The 21592-nt window shown below is 72.4% G+C and carries 16 protein-coding genes; 6 read left to right on the forward strand and 10 right to left on the reverse strand.

Annotated features, from left to right (window positions below; genetic code table 11):
• Positions 1-26 precede the first annotated feature (26 nt).
• Complete coding sequence (locus ABT147_RS07380) at positions 27-824, forward strand: AraC family transcriptional regulator (protein WP_351403225.1); 798 nt, start codon at positions 27-29, stop codon at positions 822-824.
• Here ABT147_RS07380 and ABT147_RS07385 read toward each other — a convergent pair.
• On the reverse strand, positions 811-2019 hold the full coding sequence (locus ABT147_RS07385; RefSeq protein ID WP_351403226.1) for a methyltransferase: 1209 nt from the start codon (positions 2017-2019) through the stop codon (positions 811-813). The genes ABT147_RS07380 and ABT147_RS07385 overlap by 14 nt on opposite strands.
• Positions 2020-2089: 70 nt before the next feature.
• On the opposite strand from ABT147_RS07385, the gene ABT147_RS07390 reads away from it, so the two are divergent.
• Both ABT147_RS07390 and ABT147_RS07395 read left to right on the forward strand, forming a co-directional pair.
• Positions 2090-2746 carry an alpha-ketoglutarate-dependent dioxygenase AlkB family protein gene (locus tag ABT147_RS07390; RefSeq protein ID WP_351403227.1) on the forward strand — a complete coding sequence of 219 codons (657 nt, stop codon included), beginning with the start codon at positions 2090-2092 and terminating at the stop codon, positions 2744-2746.
• Positions 2747-2797: 51 nt separating this feature from the next.
• Positions 2798-4045, forward strand: a complete 1248-nt coding sequence (locus tag ABT147_RS07395) for an ROK family protein (protein WP_351403229.1) — start codon at positions 2798-2800, stop codon at positions 4043-4045.
• A 6-nt stretch (positions 4046-4051) separates the two neighbouring features.
• Here the strand turns inward: ABT147_RS07395 and ABT147_RS07400 are convergent, their stop codons facing one another.
• The 4 genes from ABT147_RS07400 to ilvY all read right to left on the reverse strand — a co-directional run bounded on the left by ABT147_RS07400 (position 4052) and on the right by ilvY (position 9250).
• Positions 4052-4441, reverse strand: a complete 390-nt coding sequence (locus ABT147_RS07400) for a GtrA family protein (RefSeq protein ID WP_351403332.1) — start codon at positions 4439-4441, stop codon at positions 4052-4054.
• Positions 4442-4485: 44 nt separating this feature from the next.
• Positions 4486-5463 carry a glycosyltransferase family 2 protein gene (locus ABT147_RS07405; protein WP_351403230.1) on the reverse strand — a complete coding sequence of 326 codons (978 nt, stop codon included), beginning with the start codon at positions 5461-5463 and terminating at the stop codon, positions 4486-4488.
• 22 nt (positions 5464-5485) lie between these two features.
• Positions 5486-8125 carry a YfhO family protein gene (locus ABT147_RS07410; RefSeq protein WP_502983044.1) on the reverse strand — a complete coding sequence of 880 codons (2640 nt, stop codon included), beginning with the start codon at positions 8123-8125 and terminating at the stop codon, positions 5486-5488.
• Positions 8126-8389: 264 nt separating this feature from the next.
• On the reverse strand, positions 8390-9250 hold the full coding sequence (gene ilvY / locus ABT147_RS07415; protein ID WP_351403232.1) for an HTH-type transcriptional activator IlvY: 861 nt from the start codon (positions 9248-9250) through the stop codon (positions 8390-8392).
• Positions 9251-9340: 90 nt separating this feature from the next.
• Between ilvY and ABT147_RS07420 the strand changes: the two genes are divergently transcribed.
• A complete protein-coding gene (locus tag ABT147_RS07420) occupies positions 9341-10798 on the forward strand; it encodes a ketol-acid reductoisomerase (RefSeq protein WP_351403233.1) in 1458 nt (485 codons plus the stop codon).
• 261 nt (positions 10799-11059) lie between these two features.
• On the opposite strand, the gene ABT147_RS07425 is transcribed toward ABT147_RS07420, so the two are convergent.
• A complete protein-coding gene (locus ABT147_RS07425) occupies positions 11060-11611 on the reverse strand; it encodes an ATP-binding protein (protein WP_351403235.1) in 552 nt (183 codons plus the stop codon).
• A 274-nt stretch (positions 11612-11885) separates the two neighbouring features.
• Positions 11886-12209 (reverse strand): hypothetical protein, encoded by a 324-nt coding sequence (locus ABT147_RS07430; RefSeq protein WP_327348838.1) that lies wholly within the window; start codon positions 12207-12209, stop codon positions 11886-11888.
• Between the two features lie 353 nt (positions 12210-12562).
• Between ABT147_RS07430 and cds1 the strand changes: the two genes are divergently transcribed.
• Entirely contained in the window at positions 12563-13687 is a 1125-nt protein-coding gene (gene cds1, locus ABT147_RS07435) for an L-cysteine desulfhydrase Cds1 (protein ID WP_351403236.1), read from the forward strand.
• Between the two features lie 127 nt (positions 13688-13814).
• On the opposite strand, the gene ABT147_RS07440 is transcribed toward cds1, so the two are convergent.
• On the reverse strand, positions 13815-14648 hold the full coding sequence (locus ABT147_RS07440) for a DeoR/GlpR family DNA-binding transcription regulator (RefSeq protein WP_351403237.1): 834 nt from the start codon (positions 14646-14648) through the stop codon (positions 13815-13817).
• 292 nt (positions 14649-14940) lie between these two features.
• On the opposite strand from ABT147_RS07440, the gene ABT147_RS07445 reads away from it, so the two are divergent.
• Positions 14941-17499, forward strand: a complete 2559-nt coding sequence (locus ABT147_RS07445) for a hypothetical protein (protein ID WP_502983045.1) — start codon at positions 14941-14943, stop codon at positions 17497-17499.
• Positions 17500-17528: 29 nt separating this feature from the next.
• Here ABT147_RS07445 and ABT147_RS07450 read toward each other — a convergent pair whose 3' ends face one another.
• Positions 17529-19046: an alpha/beta hydrolase gene (locus tag ABT147_RS07450; protein WP_351403334.1), complete on the reverse strand. Its 1518-nt coding sequence runs from the start codon at positions 19044-19046 to the stop codon at positions 17529-17531.
• Between the two features lie 97 nt (positions 19047-19143).
• Positions 19144-21573 (reverse strand): right-handed parallel beta-helix repeat-containing protein, encoded by a 2430-nt coding sequence (locus ABT147_RS07455; protein ID WP_351403239.1) that lies wholly within the window; start codon positions 21571-21573, stop codon positions 19144-19146.
• Between the last annotated feature and the right edge of the window lie 19 nt (positions 21574-21592).

Raw genomic sequence — 21592 nt, forward strand, 5'->3', positions numbered from 1 at the left:
ACGCCCGTCACTGATATTTTCCGGACATGCGGGAGACGGAGATCCACCTCGGTGAGCCGCCGGTGGTCGCCCTCATCGGTGTCGGCGTGCACGGCGTGGCGGGGCGCACGGATGTGTTCCGGCTGCCGGAGCTGTGGCAGCTGCACCTCTACCAGTACGAGGCCGAACTGACCGTCGACGGCACGGCCCACACCATCCGCCCCGGCCGGGTCAGTCTCGTACCGCCCGGCACCACGGTCCGCTACCGCTACCGGGGCCGCTCCGAACACCTCTTCGCCCACCTGCGCATCACCCCGGCCGGGGCGCCCCGCACCGTACCCGTAGTGCAGGACACCGGCCCCGAACTCCCCACGCTCACCGGCCTGTTGCTCCAGGCGGTGGCCGCCGCCCCGAGCGAGCCCGACCGTACCCGGGCCGAGCTGTGGACCGCCCTGTGGCGCGTCGCGCACCTGACCCCGCCCGCCGCGGCGGACCCCGGCCCGCACCCGGCGGTCACCACCGCCATCGCCCATATCGAGGCCCATCTCGCCGCCCCGCTCACCATCCCGGAGGTGGCCCGGGTGGCCGGTGTCTCCCACAACCATCTGACCCGGCTGTTCCACGCCGAGACGGGCGGCACGGTCGTCGCCTACATCCGCCGCCGCAGACTCGAACGCGCCCACCATCTGCTGCGCGCCACGACCCTCTCCATCCCCGCCGTGGCCGCCTCCGTGGGCATCCCCGACCTCCAGGCCTTCAACAAGGCCTGCCGCCGGGAGCTGGGCGCCTCACCGCGCGCCCTGCGGGGCACCGCCTCCTCGGCGGATGCCCCTAACCCCGTCTGACCGCCTTCAGCACCACGAACTTCGCGTCGCTCGCGACGAGTTCGCTGTTGCCGAAGATCCGTCGCAGCGTCACGTGGTACGCCAGATGGCGATTGCCGACCACCCACAGTTCACCGCCCGGCCGCAGCGCCCGCCGTGCCCCGGCGAACATCCGCCGGGCCGTGGCGTCGGTCGTCGCCTGGTGGGAGTGGAACGGCGGGTTGTTGAGCACGAGATCCACACTTTCCGGCGCGAACCCCTCCAGCCCGTCACCGACCCGGAACTCGGCCTTCCCACCGGCCTCGCCGTCGGCGTCCGGCCGGTTCGCCCGGTACGTCTCCTCCGCCGAGGCCACCGCCGGGTACGACTCGTCGACGAACACCACCTCGGCGTCCGGAGCGGCCAGCGCGACCGCCGTACCGACCACACCGTTGCCGCACCCCAGATCGACGATACGCCCGCCGCCCGGGTCCTTCGGCAGATGCCGCAGGAAGAACCGGGTGCCGATGTCCAGCCGGTCGGCGCAGAACACGCCCGCGTGGTTCACGACGGTCCGCCCGGCCAACAGGCCGACGTCATCCGGGAGTTGGTAGCTGTTCGGCCATGGGTTGTTGCCCCGGGCCCCCAGAGTCCGCGCGTCCGGCGCGCAGAAGATCAGCCGCGCCTTCTGCCGCGCGAGCGAGGTACGGGTCGGGCCGAGGATCCGCTCGAAGAGCCTGAGCGTGGAGGTGTGGATCTCCTTGACCATGCCGGTGCCGATCACGACCGTGCCCTCGTGCACGGCGGGCGCGAGCCGGTGCAGCTGGTCCTCCAGGAGCGCGAGGCTCTTCGGGACCCGGACGAGGAGCACGTCCACCCGGTCCGGGGGCGCGTCCTCGGTGGTCAGCAGCCGTACCGAGTCCGCCTCGACGCCGGCCCGCTCCAGATTCGCCCGCGTCGCCTCCCGGCTCAGGAACGAGTCGGTGATCTGCGTCGGTCCCTGCCCGTCCGGGGCAGTGGCCGGAGCGGTGATCGGTGCGGTGGCCAGCGCGGTGGTCAGCGCACCCCAGCGGTCCCCGACGACCACGACCGCCCCCTCCAACGGCGTTCCGCTCTCCGCGAGATGGCGCAGCAGATACGCGTCGGACGCGTCCCAGGCGCGCAGCTGCTCACGTGGGTCCTCGGGAAAGCGGGACAGGGTGTATTCGCCCCAGGGCGCGGTCATAGGGTCGCTCATCGTGTGCCCAGGCTAACCCGAGCCCAGCTCAGGCCCGGTCGCCGAGCGGCCGTGCGCGATGATGGCAGTCATGGACGCCGAGCTGTTCCCCCGGAGCCGTACGGAGATCGCGCCCGGCGCGGTCCATGTACCGGACTGGCTGGACATGGACCGGCAGCGGCGGCTTCTGGAGGCCTGCCGGGAGTGGGCCAGGCCGCCCGCCGGACTCCGCACGGTCCGCACCCCGGGCGGCGGCGCGATGACCGCCCGGCAGGTCTGCCTCGGCCTCCACTGGTACCCGTACGGCTACGCCCGCACGGTCGTCGACGGCGACGGCGCGCCCGTGAAACCGTTCCCCGACTGGCTGGACGAGCTGGGCCGGCGCGCGGTCGAGGACGCCCTCGGCGCACGGGAGGCGGCCGCCGCGTACGACATCGCCCTGATCAACTTCTACGACGGCGACGCCCGGATGGGCATGCACCGCGACAGCGACGAGAAGTCGGACGCTCCCGTGGTGTCGCTGAGCCTCGGCGACACCTGTGTCTTCCGCTTCGGCAACACGGAGACCCGGGCGCGGCCGTACACGGACGTGGAGCTGCGCAGCGGTGATCTCTTCGTGTTCGGCGGGGCGGCACGGCGGGCCTACCACGGGGTGCCCCGGGTGCACGCGGGGTCGGGGCCGCCCGGGCTGGGGCTGACGGGAAGGCTGAACGTCACCCTGCGGGTCGGCGGCTTCGACGACGGCTGACGCCCGCCGGGCGGGGTTCGGTGCCGAGCGGATCATGGGAGACTCGCCCTCATGGACGGGAAGGCGGCCCCCAAGGCGGCGGGCGAAGGGACACCGACGACGACGCGCACGCGGCTGGACCGGGGCAGGGGCGCGCTCGGTCCGGCGCTGGAACTGGTGCACACCGGCCGGGCACCGACCCGGGCCGTGCTCACCGCCGAGCTGGGCGTCACCCGGGCCACGGCGGGTGCCGTCGCCGCCGAGCTGGAGGCACTGGGACTGATCCGGGTCGACGCGCACCCGGGCGCCGCCGCCGGCTCCCAGGGCCGGCCCTCGCACCGCCTCGAAGTCGCCGAGGAGGGACCCGTCGCGCTCGCCACCCAGGTCCACGCCGACGGCTGGCGGGCCGCGCTGGTCGGGCTCGGCGGACGGATCGTCGCCACCACGCCCGCCTGCGAGATCGTGGACGCCGACCCGGCGAAGGTGCTCGGCTCGGTCGTCGACGCGGGCGCCGAGCTGCTGCGCGAGACCGGTCGGCGGTGCGTGGGCGCGGGCCTCGCCGTACCGTCCGCGGTCGCCGAACCGGCGGGGCTCGCGCTGAACCCGCTGCACCTGGCCTGGCCGGCCGGGGCACCCGTCCGGGAGATCTTCGCCGAGCGGGTCCGCGCGGCCGGGATCGAGGGGCCCGCGTTCGCGGCCAACGACGTCAACCTCGCCGCCCTCGCCGAACACCGGCACGGCGCCGGGCGCGGCTCCCGCGATCTGCTGTGCGTGGCGACCGGGCACCGGGGCGTCGGCGGTGCGCTGGTCCTCGACGGCCGTCTGCACACGGGCAGTTCGGGCCTCGCCCTCGAAGTCGGCCATCTCACCGTCAATCCCGAGGGCCGCCCCTGCCACTGCGGCAGCCGCGGCTGCCTCGACGTCGAGGCCGACCCGAGGGCCTTCCTCGCCGCCGTCGGCCGGGACCCCGGGCCCGAGGGGTCACTGCTCCAGCAGGCCAACGACCTGATCCGCACCCAGTACGCCGACCCGGTGGTCCGCGCGGCCACCGAGACCATCATCGACCGCCTCGGCCTCGGGCTCGCCGGCCTGGTCAACATCCTCAACCCCGACCGCATCATCCTCGGCGGGATGCACCGCACCCTCCTCGACGCGGACCCCGACCGGCTGCGCGCCGTCGTCGCCGACCGAGGTCTGTGGGGCCGGCAGAGCGGGGTCGCCCCGGTCCTGGCCTGCACGCTCGACCACAACAGCCTGGTGGGCGCGGCCGAGTTGGCTTGGCAGCCGGTGCTCGACGATCCGCTGGGCGCGCTGGTCTGACGGCCCTCACCGGGGCCGGGGCCCCCGCAGCATGATCATGCGGGAGACCACGAACGTCACCGGAATCGCCGCGCCCGACGCGAGCAGGGGGGCGAACCGGTTGCCCGCGTGCAGGACGTCCACGATCACATACACACCCGCCGTGGTGATCAGGAAATTCGTGGCATTGGTCAGCGGAAACAGCAGGAATTTACGCAGGGTCGGACGGGTGCGATAGGTGAATCGCGCGTTCAGGAAAAAAGAACCCGTCATGCTCAGAGCAAACGCGAGAATATGCGCGGCGAGATAAGGAAGCCAATGGAGGAACAACAGGTAAAAGCCGTAATAGGTCGCGGTGTTGACCACCCCGACCAGGGCGAAGGCGATGATCTGTCCTGATATGCGGCGCTCCGGCATCGGCTGGGCCTCGGGGAGCGTCGTCGTACGGGTCGCCGTCCCCATCAGCGAATGAGATCCTTCGTCGTGCCGCACGCCGCGTGCCCCTCCGTCTGCTCCACGTTGGTCGCCTTCACCAGGAAGTGCGGGCGTCCCTTCACCTCGTAGTAGATCCGGCCGGTGTACTCCCCGATCACCCCGAGCATGATCATCTGCACGCCGGCGAGGGCGGTGACGGCCGTGACGATGGTGACATAGCCCGGTGTCTCCACGCCGTTGACGAGTGCGGCGCCCACGATCCACGCCGTGTAGAGCCCCGCGCACACCAGCAGGCACAGACCGAGGTAGAGGGCGGCCCGCAGCGGCCGGTTGTTGAAGGAGAGGAGTCCGTCGAGCCCGTAGTTGAGCAGCGACCGGAAGCTCCAGGAGCTGTGGCCGTGTTCGCGCACGGCGTTCTCGTACGCGAAGGTCGTGGCGGGGAAGCCGACCCAGGCGAAGAGGCCCTTGGAGAAGCGGTTGTACTCGGTGAGGTCCAGGACCGCGTCGACCACCCGGCGGGACAGCAGCCGGAAGTCGCCCACGCCGTCGGCGAGTTCCACGTCGACGACACGGTTGACCAGCCGGTAGTACAGGCGGGCGGTGGCGGTGCGCAGGAGGCCGTCGCCGGTCCTGTTGCGGCGGGCGATGACCTGGTCGTAGCCCTGTTCGCGCAGGTCGACCATGCGGCGGATCAGGGCCGGCGGATGCTGCAGGTCGGCGTCCATGACGATCACGGAGTCGCCCGAGGCGTGCCGCAGCCCCGCGAGCAGTGCCGCCTCCTTGCCGAAGTTGCGACTGAAGGAGACGTACCGGACGCGGGCGTCCATGTCGGCCAGCTGCTTCAGGACGGTGAGCGTCCGGTCCCGGCTGCCGTCGTCGACGTACACGAACTCCATGTCGTGGCCGAGCGGAAGCAGTTCCTCCGCGACCTTCTGTATCTCCTCGTGGAAGCGCGCGACGACGGCTTCCTCGTTGTAGCAGGGTGCGACGATCGAGATGAGCATGGTTCTCCCCCAGGGGTGCGGTTCACGGCGCGGTGGTCACGCGCTCACGTGCGGTCGGGTCGTCGGGCGCGGGTCGAGTGGTGGCCTGGGGCACGGGTACGGGTCCTGCCCGGTCCCGTCGACGGCGGAGCAGGCCTGTCGCGCCGATCAGGAGCACGGCAGTGAGTGAGACGGCCCCGACCGCCGTGCCCAGGCGCAGCCCCGGTGGATGGAATGTGCAGGTCACGCTGCTGGCGGAGCCGTAGAGAGGCACGGCGATCAGCCCGTGGTAGTCCTTGGCGGGTACGGCGGGGGCGTTGTCCGTGGCACAGCGCCAACCGGAGATCCGGGGCGCCGCGACGACCGCGATACCCGTGCTGTGGGCGGGCAGTTCGGCCCGGACGGTCCCGTCGGACACGCTCACGCGGGTGGCGCCCGTCGCCTTCAGCCCGTCGACGGCGGTGCGCAGGCGCGCGGTGTCCAGGCAGCCGACCGCCCCGTCCGGGACGAGACTGGTCTTGTTCGGCGACAGCTCGATCCGGAACCGTCCGTCGTCCCCGACCGTGCCGAGCCGCTGCATGGGGGCGATCTTGGTGACGGGCTGATCGGAACGGAACCGCCCGGTCAGCGCCTCGCCGGACCCGGCGCCGTCGGCCGATCCGGGGCCGTCGGCGAGCCGCGCGGTGCCCGACATGTGCGGCGCCCACAGATACAGCTCGGACCCCGCCGGGCACCTGCCCGTGATCGTCGGCTTCTCCGGTGCGCTGATGTACGGCAGCGGACCCACCCGCACACCCGGCCGTCCGTCGTCGCTGGGGGACGGCGGCTTCCCGGCGGCGGTGCGCACGGTGAACCGGGGCACGGTGTACACCCGCGTGCCCAGCAGCAGTTCCTGGTTGCGGTACGGCGACGGCCCGAAGGCGGAGAGGTCCGTACGGCCGCCGGCGGTGTGCGGCCGTACCGTCACCAGTGGCGGCACGTCCTGCCGGGTCACGGTCACCCCGCTGCCGTCCTGCTGGAACCAGTTCTGGTGCGGGTCCGGCGGGGAGTGCACCCGGGCGCCGACGGAGAAGATCGCGTCCACGACGGCGTTGTCCAGGCTCTGCACGTTTCGGCCGCGCGAGGTCCAGCCGCCCCCGAGGGCGGTGAGCGTACGGCTCAGCACATCGGAGGTGAGACTGCTGTAGTACTGGGCGCCCTGTCCGCCCACCAGCAGCGGATCGTTGCCGACGGTCTGCTCCCGGCCCGGGTCGGTCCGGTACCGGGGCCAGCCGTCGGCCTCGGCGATCGCCTCGGCCTGGTCCCGCTGCCGCGCACCCCAGGGTGCGTAGTCGTCCATGTGCCCGAGCCGCAGCCGGGTGTCGGCGGCGGAGGTCACGGCCGCCTCCCCGAACTGCGTGCACACCAGCAGCGCCACGGCGAGGACCGCGAGCGGCCTGCCGTCCTTCCGTCTGAGCCCCAGCAGGATCAGACCGCCCAGCGCGCCGGCGGCCGCCAGCAGGGCGAGCGGGAGCGTGAAGGCGCGCGTCGTGCGCTCGCTGCCGCTCGCGACGACGATCACCAGCGCGAGCAGCGCACCCGCCGCGCCCAGCGCACGCGGGCCGGGAACGCCGTACGACAGGGCGTGCCAGGCGGCGATCACCAGCAGCGCGCAGAGCACGAACGCCTGACGGTACGAGCCGCCCTGCGGGGTCGCGAAGGCGTGCCAGAGCAGATGCGTCGGCCCCCACTGCATCGACAGCGCCACGGCCACCACCAGCAGCGTCCACCCGGCCCGTACCCGCACCGGGGCCGCCCGGTGGAAGGGCAGCGCGAGCGCGAGCAGCAGCGCGGTGGTGCCCACGAACACGGCCGGCGTCCCGAAGCTGTACGTCCCCGGCAGCAGCCGCGCGAGCAGGTCCTCGGTGGGGACGGGCACGAACTGCCGGACCCGGCCCGGATAGGAGTGCCGGGTGCCGAAGTGCACGACCGCCACCAGCGGCGCGGCCAGGCCCATGCCGAGGACCGTGACCAGGGCGGCACGGCCCGCCGCCCCCAGCCGCTGCCGGCGCGAGAGGTCGCCGAGCCACAGCCGGAGCAGCAGCACCAGGGCGGCGGCGAGGGTGGCCATGTACGCGGTGTAGAAGTTGGCGGTCCAGGCGAGCGCCACGATCAGCACACCCAGGAACGGCCGCCGCCCCCGTCGCGCCCATTCCCCGACCAGGCACAGCAGTGGCAGGAAGACCAGGCCGTCGAGCCACATGGGGTTGTAGACCGCGTCCGCCAGGGTCCAGCCGCACAGCGCGTAAGACGTGCCGAGCAGCCCCGCCGCCCACCAGCGGCCGGGACGCAGCGCGAGCAGCAGCCAGGCCATCGCGGCGGCGGCCGACGCCACCTTCAGCAGGGTGACCGCGTACACCGCGAGATCGATCTCGTCCCTCGGGAACACGGCCACGAGCAGGGCGAACGGGCTGCTGACGTACGTGCCGAGGTCGGGCAGGAAGCCGGCTCCGAACCCGGACTGCCAGTTGACGAACAGCCCGCCGTCGGCCCGGCCGTGCAGCAGGTCCCACAGGTGCGCGTGGAACGGCACGTACTGGTTGCCGAGGTCGTTGACGCTCCGGGTGCGCGGTCCGAACGGATAGCTGCGGGCCACCACATCGCCGGCGCAGAGCACGGCGACGGTGAACACGGCGGCGAACAACGCGGCTTTTCCCTGCGGGCGGAGTGGCGCCGCGGAACGGGTTCTCGGTTTCACACCCTGTCCCTGTCCGCTCGGCACGCCGAGTTCCGTTGAGCTACCCACTTCATTTTTCGACGGACCCCCATTTCGGTTCGCCGAATTAGAGGCTTGTGACTGGTTGAAGGTTGTGTCGTCGGTGAAAAGTGAAAGCAATAATTCCGAATGCCGCGGGAGAGCGGAAATGAGGAACGGATTTCCGGAGTACAGGAGTTGTCGTCGAGGTGATCAGCGGGTGAACTCGGCCGTGAGGCTCCACAGTGCCGCCACCAGTGGCCGCCGCAGATCCGCCCGCCGTACGCACAACCCGATCGGGAAGGGCTCGGGCGGAGTGTCGGCGGGGACCTCCGTGAGCCGGTCGCGTACGGCGCTGTGGTCGAGCACCAGTCGGGGGACCACACCGGTGCCGCAGCCCAGCGCGACGAGGGCCAACAGCGCCTCGTGGCCCTCCGGCTCGGCCACCGGATCGGGTGCGGTGCCGTGGAAGCGGAACCAGCGGTCGGCGGCATCGCGCACCAGCCCGCGGTGGGGGAGGACGAAGGGGCCGCCGAGACCGGGGTCCGGGCGGTCGCGCGCGGTGACGAACACCAGATCCGTCGTCGCCACCGTCCGGCTCACCAACGCCTCCGGCAGCCGCCCCGGGACGCCCGCGACCGCCACATCCACCTCACCCTCGTCCAGCCGGGCCAGCGCGGCGGCCGCGTCACCCGTGCGCAGATCGAGCCGGACCTGCGGATGGGCCGCACGGAACGGCGCCAACAGGTCCGGGAGCAGCGCCTGACACGCGGTCACCGTCGCGAACACGGCCAGCCGCCCGGTGAGTTCGGCGGGGTCAGGGTGCTCCTCGCGGTACGCGCGCCACAACTCCAGCGCCCGCACGGCGTACTCACGGAAGCGATGCCCCTCGGCCGTCAGCGAGACACCCCTCGGCCCCCGGTCGAAGAGCCGGTGCCCGAGGCCGGCCTCCAGCCGCTGCACGGTCCGGGTCAGGGTCGCCGGGCTGACATGACAGTCCAGGCTGGTCCGCCCGAAGTTCAGCGTCCCGGCCAGATGAACGAACAGCCGCAGCTCACGATGACCGTCCCGCATACCCGCCCACCTGGCCCTTTCAGTATCCGCAATACCCCGCTGCAGAGGTTGCGCTTGCCGCAACACTCGCGCGGACCCTACAACTCCTCCATGACCACCTCCACCGTCTTCGCCCTCGAAACCATGGACGTGCCCGGCGGCACGGAGACCGTCCTGCGCGGCGGCCGGCACCTCTTCCCGCTGCTGCCCCGGGCCTTCGCCGGGGTGCGCCGCATCGGTGTGATCGGCTGGGGACCTCAGGGCCGGGCCCAGGCCCGCAATCTGCGCGACTCCCTCGCCGGCACCGGCATCACCGTCACCGTCGGACTGCGCCCCGGCTCCGCCTCGGCCGACGACGCCCGCGCCCACGGCTTCACCGAAACGGACGGCACCCTCGGCGACTGGCTCACTGTCACCGCCGACAGCGACCTCGTCATCCTCCTGATCGCGGACGCGGCCCTCGCCGCCCACCACGCGGAGATCTTCGCCGCCCTGAAGCCCGGCGCCACCGTCGGCCTCTCCCACGGCTTCCTCCTCGGCCACCTCCGCGAGACCGGCGGCGACTTCCCGCCCGGACACGGCGTCATCGCCGTCTGCCCGAAGGGGATGGGCGACTCGGTCCGCCGCCTCTACGAGCAGGGCGCAGAGATCAACGGAGCCGGGATCAACAGCAGTTACGCCGTCCACGCCGACCCCGACGGCCACGCGACCGACCGCGCCCTCGCCTGGTCGGTCGCCCTCGGCTCCCCGTACACCTTCCGGACCACCCTGGAGAGCGAGTACCTCTCCGACATCGTCGGCGAGCGCGCCGTCCTGCTCGGCGCCGTCCACGGCATCGTCGAGAGCCTGTACACCCGCTACCGGCTCGCCGGGGACGACGCGGTGACGGCGTACGAGCGCTCCTGTGAGACCCTCACCGGCCCGATCGCCCGCACCATCTCCCACACCGGGCTCCGCGCGGTCCGCGAGGAGCTCGACGCGGCAGGCCGGGACGTCTTCGACCGCGCCTACACGGCCACGTACGGGCCCGCCCGGGAGATCGTCGCGGAGATCTACGACGAGGTCGCCGACGGCACCGAACTGCGCAGCGTCGTCCTGGCCGAACGCCGCCTCGGTGCCCGCCCGATGAGCGGGATCGGCGGCTCACCGATGTGGTCCGTCAGCGACCGCGCGCACGCCCGCCGGGGCGAACACGAGCTGCCCGTGGACCCGTTCACCGCCGGTGTCTTCGTCGCCACGATGACCGCCCAGATCGACGAGTTCGCCGAACGCGGTCACCCCTGGTCGGAGATCGTCAACGAGTCCGTCATCGAGGCGGTCGACTCCCTCCTCCCCTATATGCACGCCCGCGACGTGGCGTACATGGTCGACAACTGCTCCCGCACGGCCCGCCTGGGCGCCCGCCGCTGGGGCCCCCGCTTCCAGACCGCCTACGAGCAGATCGCCTACCCGGCCGCCGAACACCCCGCCGACCCGACCCTGTTGGCCGCCTTCGACACGCACCCGGTCCACATGGCCCTGGCCGCGGCGGCGAAGCTGCGGCCGTCGGTGGACATCGCCGTGGGCTGACGCCGGACGCGGGGGTGAGGTTCGCCGACGGGGGTGGGTGCGTGCGGTTCGTCGGCGGGTGCGGGTGCGTCGTGGTTGCTCGCGCAGTTCCCCGCGCCCCTGAAAAGCAGGGGCTGCGCCCCGTGCTTTTCAGGCCCACCACCGGTCGCCTTTCAGGGGCGGGGGGCCTGGTCTTTCAGGGGCGCGGGGAACTGCGCGACCAGCCCCCCACCCACCTGCACCCGCCGACGAACCGCCCCCACCGAGATGGTCACCGCCCGGTCAGCCTGCGACGGCCGACCGGGCGGGAGCGTGTTCGGACCTGCGCCCGCGCGTGGCGGGCCTGCGTCCGGTGTCGAACGGCTGCGCGGTGTCGAGGGCCGGCCCGGTGTCGAGCGTCCGACCGGCGTCGTACGGCGAGATCTTCGGCACCGCCGCCGAGGACGCCGGCAGCGTGAACCACACGACCTTCCCCGACTCGCCGTGCGGCCGCACACCCCAGCTCTCGCTGACCGCGGCGACCATCGCGAGACCGCGACCGCAGGTGGCGAAGGGCTCCGCGTCCTGGACGACGGGAAGGCGGGGGTCGTGGTCGTGCACCGAGACCGTGAGCCGGCCGAGGAGCAACTCCATCTCCACGGTGCACATCTTGTCCGGCTCCGCGTGCCGGTGGACGTTGGACAGCAGCTCGGTCACCCCGAGTGCGGCCCGCTCTATCAAGGGATCCAGATGCCAGTAGCGCAATTGCGCAGATACGATTCTGCGGACCTGGCCGATCCGCGACGGCAGGGCTTGGAGCTCCACCGTGCAGTGCCTGCTTTGCTGGCTGATCACGGCTGCGACTCCCCGAATTGAGTCCGGAAGAAGATCGGAGTACGGATCCAGCGAGGTGGCTGGGCGAAAAACGCCGCCTGCTGTGGTGCGGCCGCCTGTGACTGCCGCCTGGTGGCGGAGGCCGAAGCCGCCGCCTGCTCGTGGGGGGTGGCTGCGTACAACCGCCGCCCGCTGACATGGCCGGCGGGCTGGTTCGCAGCGTTATCGCCGGTAAACCCAGAGTGACGTGAGACCAGAGTGAACCAGGGTCACCGGTCCCGCAACTCGCGGTTCGTCAGCCGCTGCGTCCCGCGGCCCTGCGCACCGCCTCGATGAACCGGCGCGCGGAGGGCGGACCGGGCTTCCCCGGAGCCGGGTCGTGCTCGTTCAGGATGAGCGTGTAGCGGGTGCCGTTGACATCGGCCAACGCCCGGTCCTCGTTCGCGAACCAGGGCTTCGAGGCGCGTACCGCCTGCACCGGCGCGCTGTCGATCTCGCTGCCGTAGCTGGTGAGCAGCTGCAGCCGCCCGTCCTCGATCCGGACCTGCCCCGCCCGGGTGAGCTGCCGCAGCCGCTTCCCTATCCGCACGCCCGTGGCCGTGAACTCCGGCTCGGCCATGTACCCCGCCCCCTCATGCCCTTCGACTGTCCTGTGTCGTGATCCGTGTCCGGCGGACCGTGATCCAGTGTGCCCGAGGCCGCCTCCCCTGGGTGCCCCGGCATCGACCCGGCCCGTGCGGTGAAGTCTGCACGTCCCCCGCGTCGAGCACCAGTGCGCACGGTGGACCGGGGGCGGGGTTCCGGCGCACGCGCGGCATGCGCCCCCCATGCGCCCCGCGCATCCTTGCCACAGGAGTGCCTTTGAGGGGCTCAAAGGCATGTTTATGCAGGTGAGAAGCGTGCGGAAGGTGTTTATCATCGGGATGTCCGACGCCGCGATCCGCCGTCGGCGCAACGCGTGAGGAGCACGCCGTGAGCACCCCCCACCCCACCCGCCCTGGCGCCACCCTCGACGTCGATCACAGCGACAGCGAGTACCGCGCCTGGCTCAAAGAAGCCGTGCGCAAGGTCCAGGCCGACGCGAACCGCTCCGCCGACACCCATCTGCTGCGCTTCCCGCTGCCCGAGAGCTGGGGCATCGACCTGTATCTCAAGGACGAGTCGACCCACCCCACCGGCAGCCTCAAGCACCGCCTCGCCCGCTCCCTCTTCCTCTACGGCCTGTGCAACGGCTGGATCCGGCCGGGCCGCCCCGTCATCGAGGCCTCCAGCGGCTCCACGGCCGTCTCCGAGGCGTACTTCGCGAAACTGATCGGCGTCCCCTTCATCGCCGTCATGCCCCGTACGACCAGCCCCGAGAAGATCCGCCTGATCGAGTTCCACGGCGGACGCTGCCACTTCGTGGACGACTCCCGGAAGATGTACGAGGAGTCGGCCCGCCTCGCGGTGGAGACCGGCGGCCACTACATGGACCAGTTCACCTACGCCGAGCGGGCCACGGACTGGCGGGGCAACAACAACATCGCCGAATCCGTCTTCCGCCAGCTCCAGTTGGAGCGCTTCCCCGAGCCGGCCTGGATCGTCGCCACCGCCGGCACCGGCGGCACCTCCGCGACCATCGCGCGCTACGTCCACTACATGCAGTACGACACCCGCATCTGTGTCGCCGACCCCGAGAACTCCTGTTTCTTCGAGGGCTGGACCACCGGCGACCCCGATGTCACCTGCGACTGCGGCTCCCGTATCGAGGGCATCGGACGCCCCCGCATGGAGCCCAGCTTCGTCCCCGGCGCCGTCGACCGCATGATGAAGGTCCCCGACGCGGCCAGTGTCGCCGCCGTGAGAGCCCTGGAGAACGCGATCGGCCGCAAGGCCGGCGGCTCCACGGGGACGGGCCTGTGGAGCGCCCTCAAGATCATCGCCGAGATGGTCGCCGACGGCCGCCGGGGCAGCGTGGTGACCCTCCTGTGCGACCCGGGCGACCGCTACCTCGACAAGTACTACTCGGACGACTGGCTGAGACAACAGGGCCTGGACATCACCCCGTACACGGCGGCGATCGAAAGACTGCTGACCACAGGCATGTGGACGAACTGAGAGCCCCTTGTCACCGCCGGGCCCCGCAGCGCCCCTCCAGGGGCTCGGGGAACTGCGCGACCAGCCACAGACAGCCCGCACCCTCAAACGGCCCGCACTCTCAAACGGCCCTCACCCCCAACGGCGCTCAGTCGTCCGAGTCGTCGTCGAAGTCCTCCCCGGCCACCACCAGCCGCCGCAGATGCTCGGCGATCTCGGCCCGCGCCTGCGCGGCCAACCCCGCGTCGGTCACCAACGTGTCCACCTGCTCCAGCGCGGCGAACGAACTCAGCCCGACCGTCCCCCACTTGGTGTGGTCCGCCACCACGACCACCCGCCGGGCCGACTGCACGAGCCGCCGGTTCGTCTCGGCCTCCGCCAGATTCGGCGTGGACAGCCCCGCCTCGACCGATATCCCGTGCACCCCGAGGAACAGCACATCGAAGTGGAGCGCCGCGATCGCCTGATCGGCCACCGGCCCCACCAGGGAATCGGACGGCGTCCGCACACCACCCGTGAGCACCACGGTCGCCGCACCCTGCCGGGGCCCCGACGAGCGCTGGGCGGCATGGAAGACATCGGCGACCCGCACCGAGTTGGTGACCACGGTCAGATCGGGCACGTCCACGAGCCGGTGCGCCAGCGCGTACGTCGTCGTACCGCCCGACAGAGCGATCGCCGACCCCGGAGCGACCAGCTCCGCGGCGGCCCGCGCGATGTCCTCCTTGGCGCTCAGCTCCAGCCCGGACTTCGCCTCGAAACCGGGCTCGTGCGTGCTCGCCTCGGCCACCGGCACCGCGCCGCCGTGCACCTTCTCCACCGCGCCCTGGCGGGCGAGCGCGTCCAGATCGCGGCGCACCGTCATGTCCGACACGCCGAGTCTGCGGGTCAGCTCGTTGACCCGGACCCCGCCCCGTCGTCGTACCTCGTCGAGGATCAGGGCTCGGCGCTGCTCCGCGAGGAGGTTCTGGTTCTCACTCACGCCCGCTCCGGTCCTCTCGCCCCATCACACCCGACACGCCTTCCCTACCCCCTCCGACGAGGACATTCCCCCGTCCCCGGTCCCGAGGACGTCCCATATTCGCACGCCCCACGACGGGTGCCGCCACTACTTGCACAGCCACGTGCACGTCACGCTCCGTTCCTCGCGCCCGCCACTATCACACGGATCGGGGAGATTCGGTGACCACAGGTGTACGAGGCCCGCTCAGCGGCGATCATCAGTGCCTGCACATCACACCTGACTTGCGGCGCATCACGGGGGAAGCGGAACAGTGGATCGTGCGAGGGAACATACGACACATACGGAACCCAGGGAACATCCGGACCCCGTCGAGGCGGAAGATCAGCCGGAATCCGACCGGTCCACGACGGACGGCGCGGCCCTGGAACTCCTGGTCCACGGCGTCGGCGGCACCACCCCCGAACGCATGCTGGACGACCCGCGCACGGTCCGGATCACCGGCGACGACACGGCCGCCGTCTTCCGGCGCATCGACGACGCCGACGCGGAGAAACGTCCCGCCGACCACCGGGGCAGACCCGTCCCCGAGGCCTACGTCTGGTGCAACCTCACCTCAGGAAACGGCTCCCGCGCCCTGTGGCTGTTGCTGCTGCCGTTCATGGTCGTCAACCTCGCCCACTGGATGCGCCCCGCCACCCGCGCCCGCCGGCGGACGGTACGCCTCTACGGCCTCCTCGTCCGGCTGACCGGCCTCACCCTGACCGTGCTGCTCGTCGCGGCGGCCTGCGAGGTCGCCCTCGACCTGACCGCGTGGCAGTGCGCGGGCGCACGCGCGTGCGCGGAGGCGCACACCTGGCTCGGTTTCCTCTCCCCGGCCGTCTCCGACGACGGCTGGTGGAGCGAACCCGGCCGCCGCCTCTCCCTGGCGGCCCTGGTGCCCTCCGCGCTGACCGGCCTGCTCTGGTACCTCTCCCACCGCACCTGGAGCGAGTACGAGTCCCAGCGCCCCATGGACCGCGACGAGGCCCGCCCCGACGACGAGGATCAGGCGCCCCGCATCGCCCCCGACGTCGAGGACACGGCCCGCGTCGCCCTCGGCCGGCCCGGCTTCTGGTACGGGCGCCGTCTCGTGGCCCGGCTGCGGGCCGCCCACGCGGCGGCCGGCTTCCTGACGGTCGCGGCGGCCGTCGGCACCTCCGCGGCCCGCCACGACCGCCGGGCGGGCGGCCCCGCCGTCCTGGAGCTCCTGGGCTGGCTGCTGAACGCGGCATTCGTCGTGCTCGCCGTCGTCGTGGTGTGGGTGGTGTGCCGCCGGGGCCGCAGCGAGCGGCGCCTCGACAAGCACCTGGACGAACACCTGGTACGCCGCCTGCCCGCCAGCTCGATCGCCCTGCTGGTCCTGGCCGTGGTGTACGCCGGGTGGTCACGCCCCGGCTGGCGGTCGGCGGGGCGGCTGCCGGGCGACATGACCTTCGGCGGGATCACGCTGGTCCAGAGCCTGCTGGTCATCGCGCTCGGCGTGGTCGCCCACACCCTCTACCGATCTCGCCCCGACCCGCGCACCGCCATGTACGGTCTGGCCGGCCCCGCCGTCGCGATGCTCGCCTGCGCCCTCGGCGGCGTGATGTCCGCCGGTGTCGCCCAACGCGTCGCCGACTGGCTCGGCGGCACCGACGACGCCCTGCCCGGCCCACCCGTCCTCCTCACCTGGCAGGCCTCCGTCATCCCGCCCCTCCTCCTGGTCGTCCTCGGCCTCCTCGGCTGGCTGGCCCGCCGCACCTGGGTCCTGCGACGGACGGAGACGGCGGCGGTGGAGCGGGAGTACGACTTGGCCGAGGAGCGCCCGAGGGACAAGCAACCGAGGGACAAGCAACCGAAGGAGAACCCACCGAAGGAGAACCCACCGAAGGAGAACCCACCGGACGAGGCGCGACCGGACGAGGCGCGACCGGGCGGGGAGCCATCGCACTGGGCGCCACCGAACGAGGAGCACGAGTCCCAGGACTCCGGCCGCACCCGCCGCATCGCCCGCACCCGGGCCATGGCGGCGCTCACCGACCGGGCGCCGCGGATCGTCGGCATCACCTCCACCGTGACCCTGCTGCTCGGCGCCGGAGCCCTCACCGGCGCCCTGGCGACGTGCGAGACACCGGCGAGGGCGGCGCACGACTCACCGGACTTCGTCGCGGGCGCTGCCCAGACCGCCCAGACGCTGGGGTCCTGGCTGATCGGCGTGGGCTTCCTGCTGTTCGTCACCTGGGGGCGCCGGGCCTACAAGGACGCCTCCGCGCGGCGCACGATCGGCATCCTCTGGGACGTGGGCACGTTCTGGCCGCGCGCCGCCCACCCGTTCGCACCGCCCTGCTACGCCGAGCGGGCCGTACCCGACCTGACCTGGCGCATGGCCACCTGGACCCGCACCACGGGCGGCCGGCTCGTCCTCTCCGGACACTCCCAGGGCAGTGTCCTCGCGGCGGCGGCCGCCTGGCAGCTGACCCCCTCGGTCCGCAAGCGGGTCGCGCTGCTCACCTACGGCTCCCCGCTGGAGCGGCTGTACGGCCGCTGGTTCCCCGCCCACTTCGGCCCCGAGCCGCTGGCCTCCCTGCACCGCGAGGTCGACTGCTGGCGCAATCTGTACCGCCTCACCGACCCCATCGGCGGCCCCGTGCACCTGACCGGCGGATGCGCGCCGCAGGTCGACGCCGAGCCCTTCCAGGACCCGCTCGCCTACGGCCGCACCGGCGCCCACCCGCTGCCCGCCCCGATCCTCGGCCACTCCGACTACCAGGCGGACCCGGCCTTCGCCCACGAACGGCAACACCTGCTGGCCCGCATCGGCCCGGAGCTGCCGAAGCCCCGGCAGTCCTAGCCCACGGCCCACCCGGTACCGGGCCCAGGTCATTCGTCCGGGCAGGAGACATCCCGCTCCGGCCGGTGCCCCGTGCGCAGGAAGGCCGTCGCCACCCGGTCGCCGCACGCGTTCCCCGTCCCGAGGTACGCGCCGTGTCCGCCGCTCTCCACCGTGACGAGCCGGGCCCGGTCACCCAGCGCGGACCGCAGGTTCAGGGCGCCGACGTGGGGCGTCGCCGGGTCGCGCCGGTTCTGGATCATGAGGATGTCGGACGGCCCCTCGTCGGTGATCCGGGTCGGCCGCTCCACCGGCTCGTCCTTCCAGAAGGAACACGGCGTGATGTTCGCCGGCATCCCGGCCGTGAGCGGACGCCGCGCCCGGCTGTCGGCCACGGCCCGCTCGTGCGCGCCCACCGACGCGGGCCAGCGAACGTCGTTGCAGATCACCGCCACGGTCACCGCCACGTCCTCGTCGCTCATCGGCCCGGCCACGTCGGGGGTGAGGACCGGTGTCGCCTTCGGGTCCATGGCCTGCCGTATCAGCCGGGCCAGATCGTCGAACGAGTTGTCGTTGTAGAGCGCGGTCTGCATGGCCTGCCGCAGCCGGTTGCCGGTCAGGGGGACGCCCTCGGTGGTCGTCGCCCTCGGTGCGCGGTCCAGTTCGGCCGCCAGGGACAGGAACAACGGCCGTACGTCCTCCGGCCGTTCTGCGAGCCGCAGGCCCGCCGTCTCCTGCGCCGGGTCGGCGGCGAAGGCGGCGAAGTCCGGGAACCGGTCCTCCGCGCCCCGCGCCATGTTCGCCAGCCAGCCCCGCGCGACCCGCCGGGGATTCGGGTCGTCATTGCTGTCCAGCAGCAGGCGGTCGGTCCGCTCCGGGTACTTCTGCGCGTAGACGGCGCCCACATAGGTCCCGTACGACACCCCGTACGCCGACAGTCGCTCCTCGCCCAGGGCCCGCCGGAAGCGGTCGATGTCGCGTACCTCGTTGGCGGTGGTGAGGCTGCGCAGCACCGCCCCGCCGTTCTTCGCACAGGCCTCGGCGATACGCCGGGACCGTGCCACGTTCCCGGTGATGTCGCCGTCGGGCGCGGGCCAGGACCGCAGGTTCACCAAGTGCCGGTCGTCGGCAGGGAGTTCACAGCTCGCCCGGGTACTGCCGCCCACACCGCGCGGGTCGAGGCTGACGATGTCGTACACGTCGCCGAGTTCCCGCTGCAGGGCCTTGCCCTGCTGTGTGAGCCGCCTGACGCCGGAGCCGCCCGGCCCGCCCGGGATCACCAGCAGGGTGCCGCGCCGCGCCTCGGGGTTCTCGCTGCGCAGCCGGGAGACGGCGAGGGTGAGCTGCGGGCCGTCCGGGGCGCGGTAGTCGAGCGGTACGGGCAGGTCCGCGCACTCCTGGCCGGCGGGGCCTTCGGGCTGTGCGCAGGGGCGCCAGGTGAGGGTGCGGGAGGAGGGGGTCGCCGTGGCGGACGCCGGGCCGGTGACGGCGGTCAGCGCGGTGGCGGTGGCCGAGACCGAGAGGGCCAGGACCAGGGCTCGTCGGGTGCGAATCGTCATGGGGATCATGCTGTCCGCCGGATCGCTCCGGTCCCATCCGGCCGACAGCACACCCGGGGTGGGGTTCACCCCCGGGGGTAAACCCCCGCAACGTCCGCATCGTTCGCTACGACAGCTCCGGGAGGTCCTCCGCGTAGAGCAACGTCAGCGCGTCCTTGTCCGGTTCGTCGACCTGGGCGACCCGGCTCGCGTGGCGCTCGACCATCGCCTCGAAGGTCTGCCGCGCGGTACGGCCGTTGCCGAAGGCCGGGCCCTTGGGGATCGCCGTGAAGTAGTTCAGCAGGGCCTCGTCCGCGCCCGGCGCCAGCCGGTACTCGTGCTCCTCGGCCTGCTGTTCCACGATGCGCAGCAGTTCGTCGGGGACGTAGTCGTCGAAGGTGATGGTCCGTGAGAAACGGGACGCCACACCGGGGTTGACGGTGAGGAAGCGCTCCATCTCGGCCGTGTACCCCGCGACGATCACCACCACCGCGTCCCGGTGGTCCTCCATCAGCTTCACCAGGGTGTCGATGGCCTCCTTGCCGAAGTCCCTGCCCGAGTCCTCCGGCGACAGCGCGTACGCCTCGTCGATGAACAGCACACCGCCACGGGCCCGTTCGAAGGCCTCCTGGGTGCGGATCGCCGTGGAGCCGATGTGCTCGCCGACCAGGTCCACGCGGGAGACCTCGACGAGATGCCCCTTCTCCAGGACGCCGAGCGAGTGCAGGATCTCGCCGTAGAGGCGGGCGACCGTGGTCTTGCCGGTGCCGGGGGAGCCCGTGAACACCAGGTGCCGCTTGACGGAGGCCGCCTTGAGACCGGCCTCCTGGCGGCGGCGGCCCACCTCGATCATGTCGGTGAGGGCGCGGACCTCGCGCTTGACGCTGTCCAGACCGACCAGCGCGTCGAGTTCGCCGAGTACGGCCTTCGAGGCCCGCGCCGGCGTCTCGGGTTCCACGGCGGCTGGCGGCTGCCCGGTGGTGCGCTGGCCCGGGATCGAGCCCAGCAGGCCGGGCGACTGGGCCGTGGTCTGCGTGGCGGTCTCGTGCGTGGCCGGGGGCCGTACGCCCGCGCTCTCGTCGCTCGCGCAGTCCTCGACGACGGGACCGCCGCCCCCGGTGCCGGGGCCGCCGTCCGCGAACTCGTAACCACCGCGCGCGCAACGCTCCGTACGGCACTTGCGCAGGGTCGCCCGGCAGCCGTCGATGACGTGGAAGCCGTAGCCACCGCTGCCCGTCACCCGGCAGTTGAGGAAGCTGCCGCGGCCCCCGGCCGAGACATAGAAGCCCGCCTCGGCGGGCGAGGTGACCGTGCAGCGCTCGATGGTGGGGTCGGCGCCCTTGGTGACGATCACGCCGGTCTGCGTGCCGTCCACCGTGCAGTTGTTGAGGGTGCCGCCGCTGCCGTGGTCACGGAACCAGGCGCCGGTGGCGGCGTCCCGGATCCGGCAGTCGTCGAGCTGCGCGGTCGCCCCGTCGCTCACCGACACCGCCGTGTTCCGCACCTGCGACAGATCGCTGTCGACGACGTCCGCGCGCGAGCCCCGGTCCAGGACGAACAGGGCGTCCGGCACGTCGTGCACCCGGCAGGACTCCAGCACCACCGTCGCGCCGTCGCTGACCCAGACGGCCGGGTAGTCGCCGGTGCTGTCGAAGATCTCGCACTGGTTGGCGTCCACACGGGTGCCCGGGTCCCACACCGACAGTCCGTTGCGCCCGAACTGCCGCACCGTCGTGCGGGTCAGGGTGAGGACGGAGCGCGAGCGGAGGTCCACCGCGTTCTCCGGGATGTCGTGGATACGGCAGTCCGCCAGGGTGAGCACGGCGTCGGTGTCGAGGGTGACCCCGTCGGCCGTCGTCCGGTGCACATCGCAGTCGGTGAGATGGGCCGTGGCCCGCCCGGTGATCTGGACGCCGCTGCCGCGGACCTCGTAGACCTCGCAACCGACCGCTTCCAGCGCGGAGTTCTCCCCGGTCGCCGTCAGGCCCGAGCCCGAGGTGTGGTGGACGCGGCAGCGCTCCAGCCGGGGATGGCCGCCGCCGCGCACCGCGACACCGGCCTGGCCGGCCGCGACGACCTCGCACTCCTCGAACACACCGCCGCCGCCGTCGACCACGGCGATGCCGATACCGGCCGGGTTGTCGACCGTGCAGCGCCGGACCGTCGGACGGGCGCCGCCGCGCACCTCGATGCCGGCCGCGGAACGCGTGACGATCCGCAGGTCCAGCAGCTCGGGTGTGCCGTCCTCGACGAGCAGCGCGGGCGCCGCCGCGTCCTGGCCCTCCACATGCAGGTCCTGGACCACGGCGGACGCGGAGACGGTCAGGGGCACCCCGTCGACGGGCGCGATACGGACCGAGCCGGGCGAGCCCTCCGGGCCGCGCAGCGTGACCCCCCGCCGCACGACGAGGTTCTCCCGGTACGTGCCGGGGGCGACGATGAGCACATCGCCGTCGCTCGCGGCCTCCAGGGCCGCGGCGAGCGACGAGTACTCACCTGTGCGGCGCCGCCACCGCGATGTACCGGTGTGCGTCACCTGGACCGTGCCCTGTGCCATGGCGTTGCTGTGCCCCCAC

The organism is Streptomyces sp. NPDC001868 (genome assembly GCF_040297125.1).
Taxonomy (GTDB): Bacteria; Actinomycetota; Actinomycetes; order Streptomycetales; family Streptomycetaceae; genus Streptomyces.

Coding starts and splice junctions, on each gene's coding strand:
- ABT147_RS07430 (WP_327348838.1), bottom strand. CDS start 12,209: ATGGCCGAGCCGGAGTTCACGGCCACGGGCGTGCGGATAGGGAAGCGG.
- ilvY (WP_351403232.1), bottom strand. CDS start 9,250: ATGCGGGACGGTCATCGTGAGCTGCGGCTGTTCGTTCATCTGGCCGGG.
- ABT147_RS07450 (WP_351403334.1), bottom strand. CDS start 19,046: ATGATCCCCATGACGATTCGCACCCGACGAGCCCTGGTCCTGGCCCTC.
- ABT147_RS07385 (WP_351403226.1), bottom strand. CDS start 2,019: ATGAGCGACCCTATGACCGCGCCCTGGGGCGAATACACCCTGTCCCGC.
- ABT147_RS07380 (WP_351403225.1), top strand. CDS start 27: ATGCGGGAGACGGAGATCCACCTCGGTGAGCCGCCGGTGGTCGCCCTC.
- ABT147_RS07395 (WP_351403229.1), top strand. CDS start 2,798: ATGGACGGGAAGGCGGCCCCCAAGGCGGCGGGCGAAGGGACACCGACG.
- ABT147_RS07420 (WP_351403233.1), top strand. CDS start 9,341: ATGACCACCTCCACCGTCTTCGCCCTCGAAACCATGGACGTGCCCGGC.
- ABT147_RS07405 (WP_351403230.1), bottom strand. CDS start 5,463: ATGCTCATCTCGATCGTCGCACCCTGCTACAACGAGGAAGCCGTCGTC.
- ABT147_RS07390 (WP_351403227.1), top strand. CDS start 2,090: ATGGACGCCGAGCTGTTCCCCCGGAGCCGTACGGAGATCGCGCCCGGC.
- ABT147_RS07455 (WP_351403239.1), bottom strand. CDS start 21,573: ATGGCACAGGGCACGGTCCAGGTGACGCACACCGGTACATCGCGGTGG.
- ABT147_RS07400 (WP_351403332.1), bottom strand. CDS start 4,441: ATGCCGGAGCGCCGCATATCAGGACAGATCATCGCCTTCGCCCTGGTC.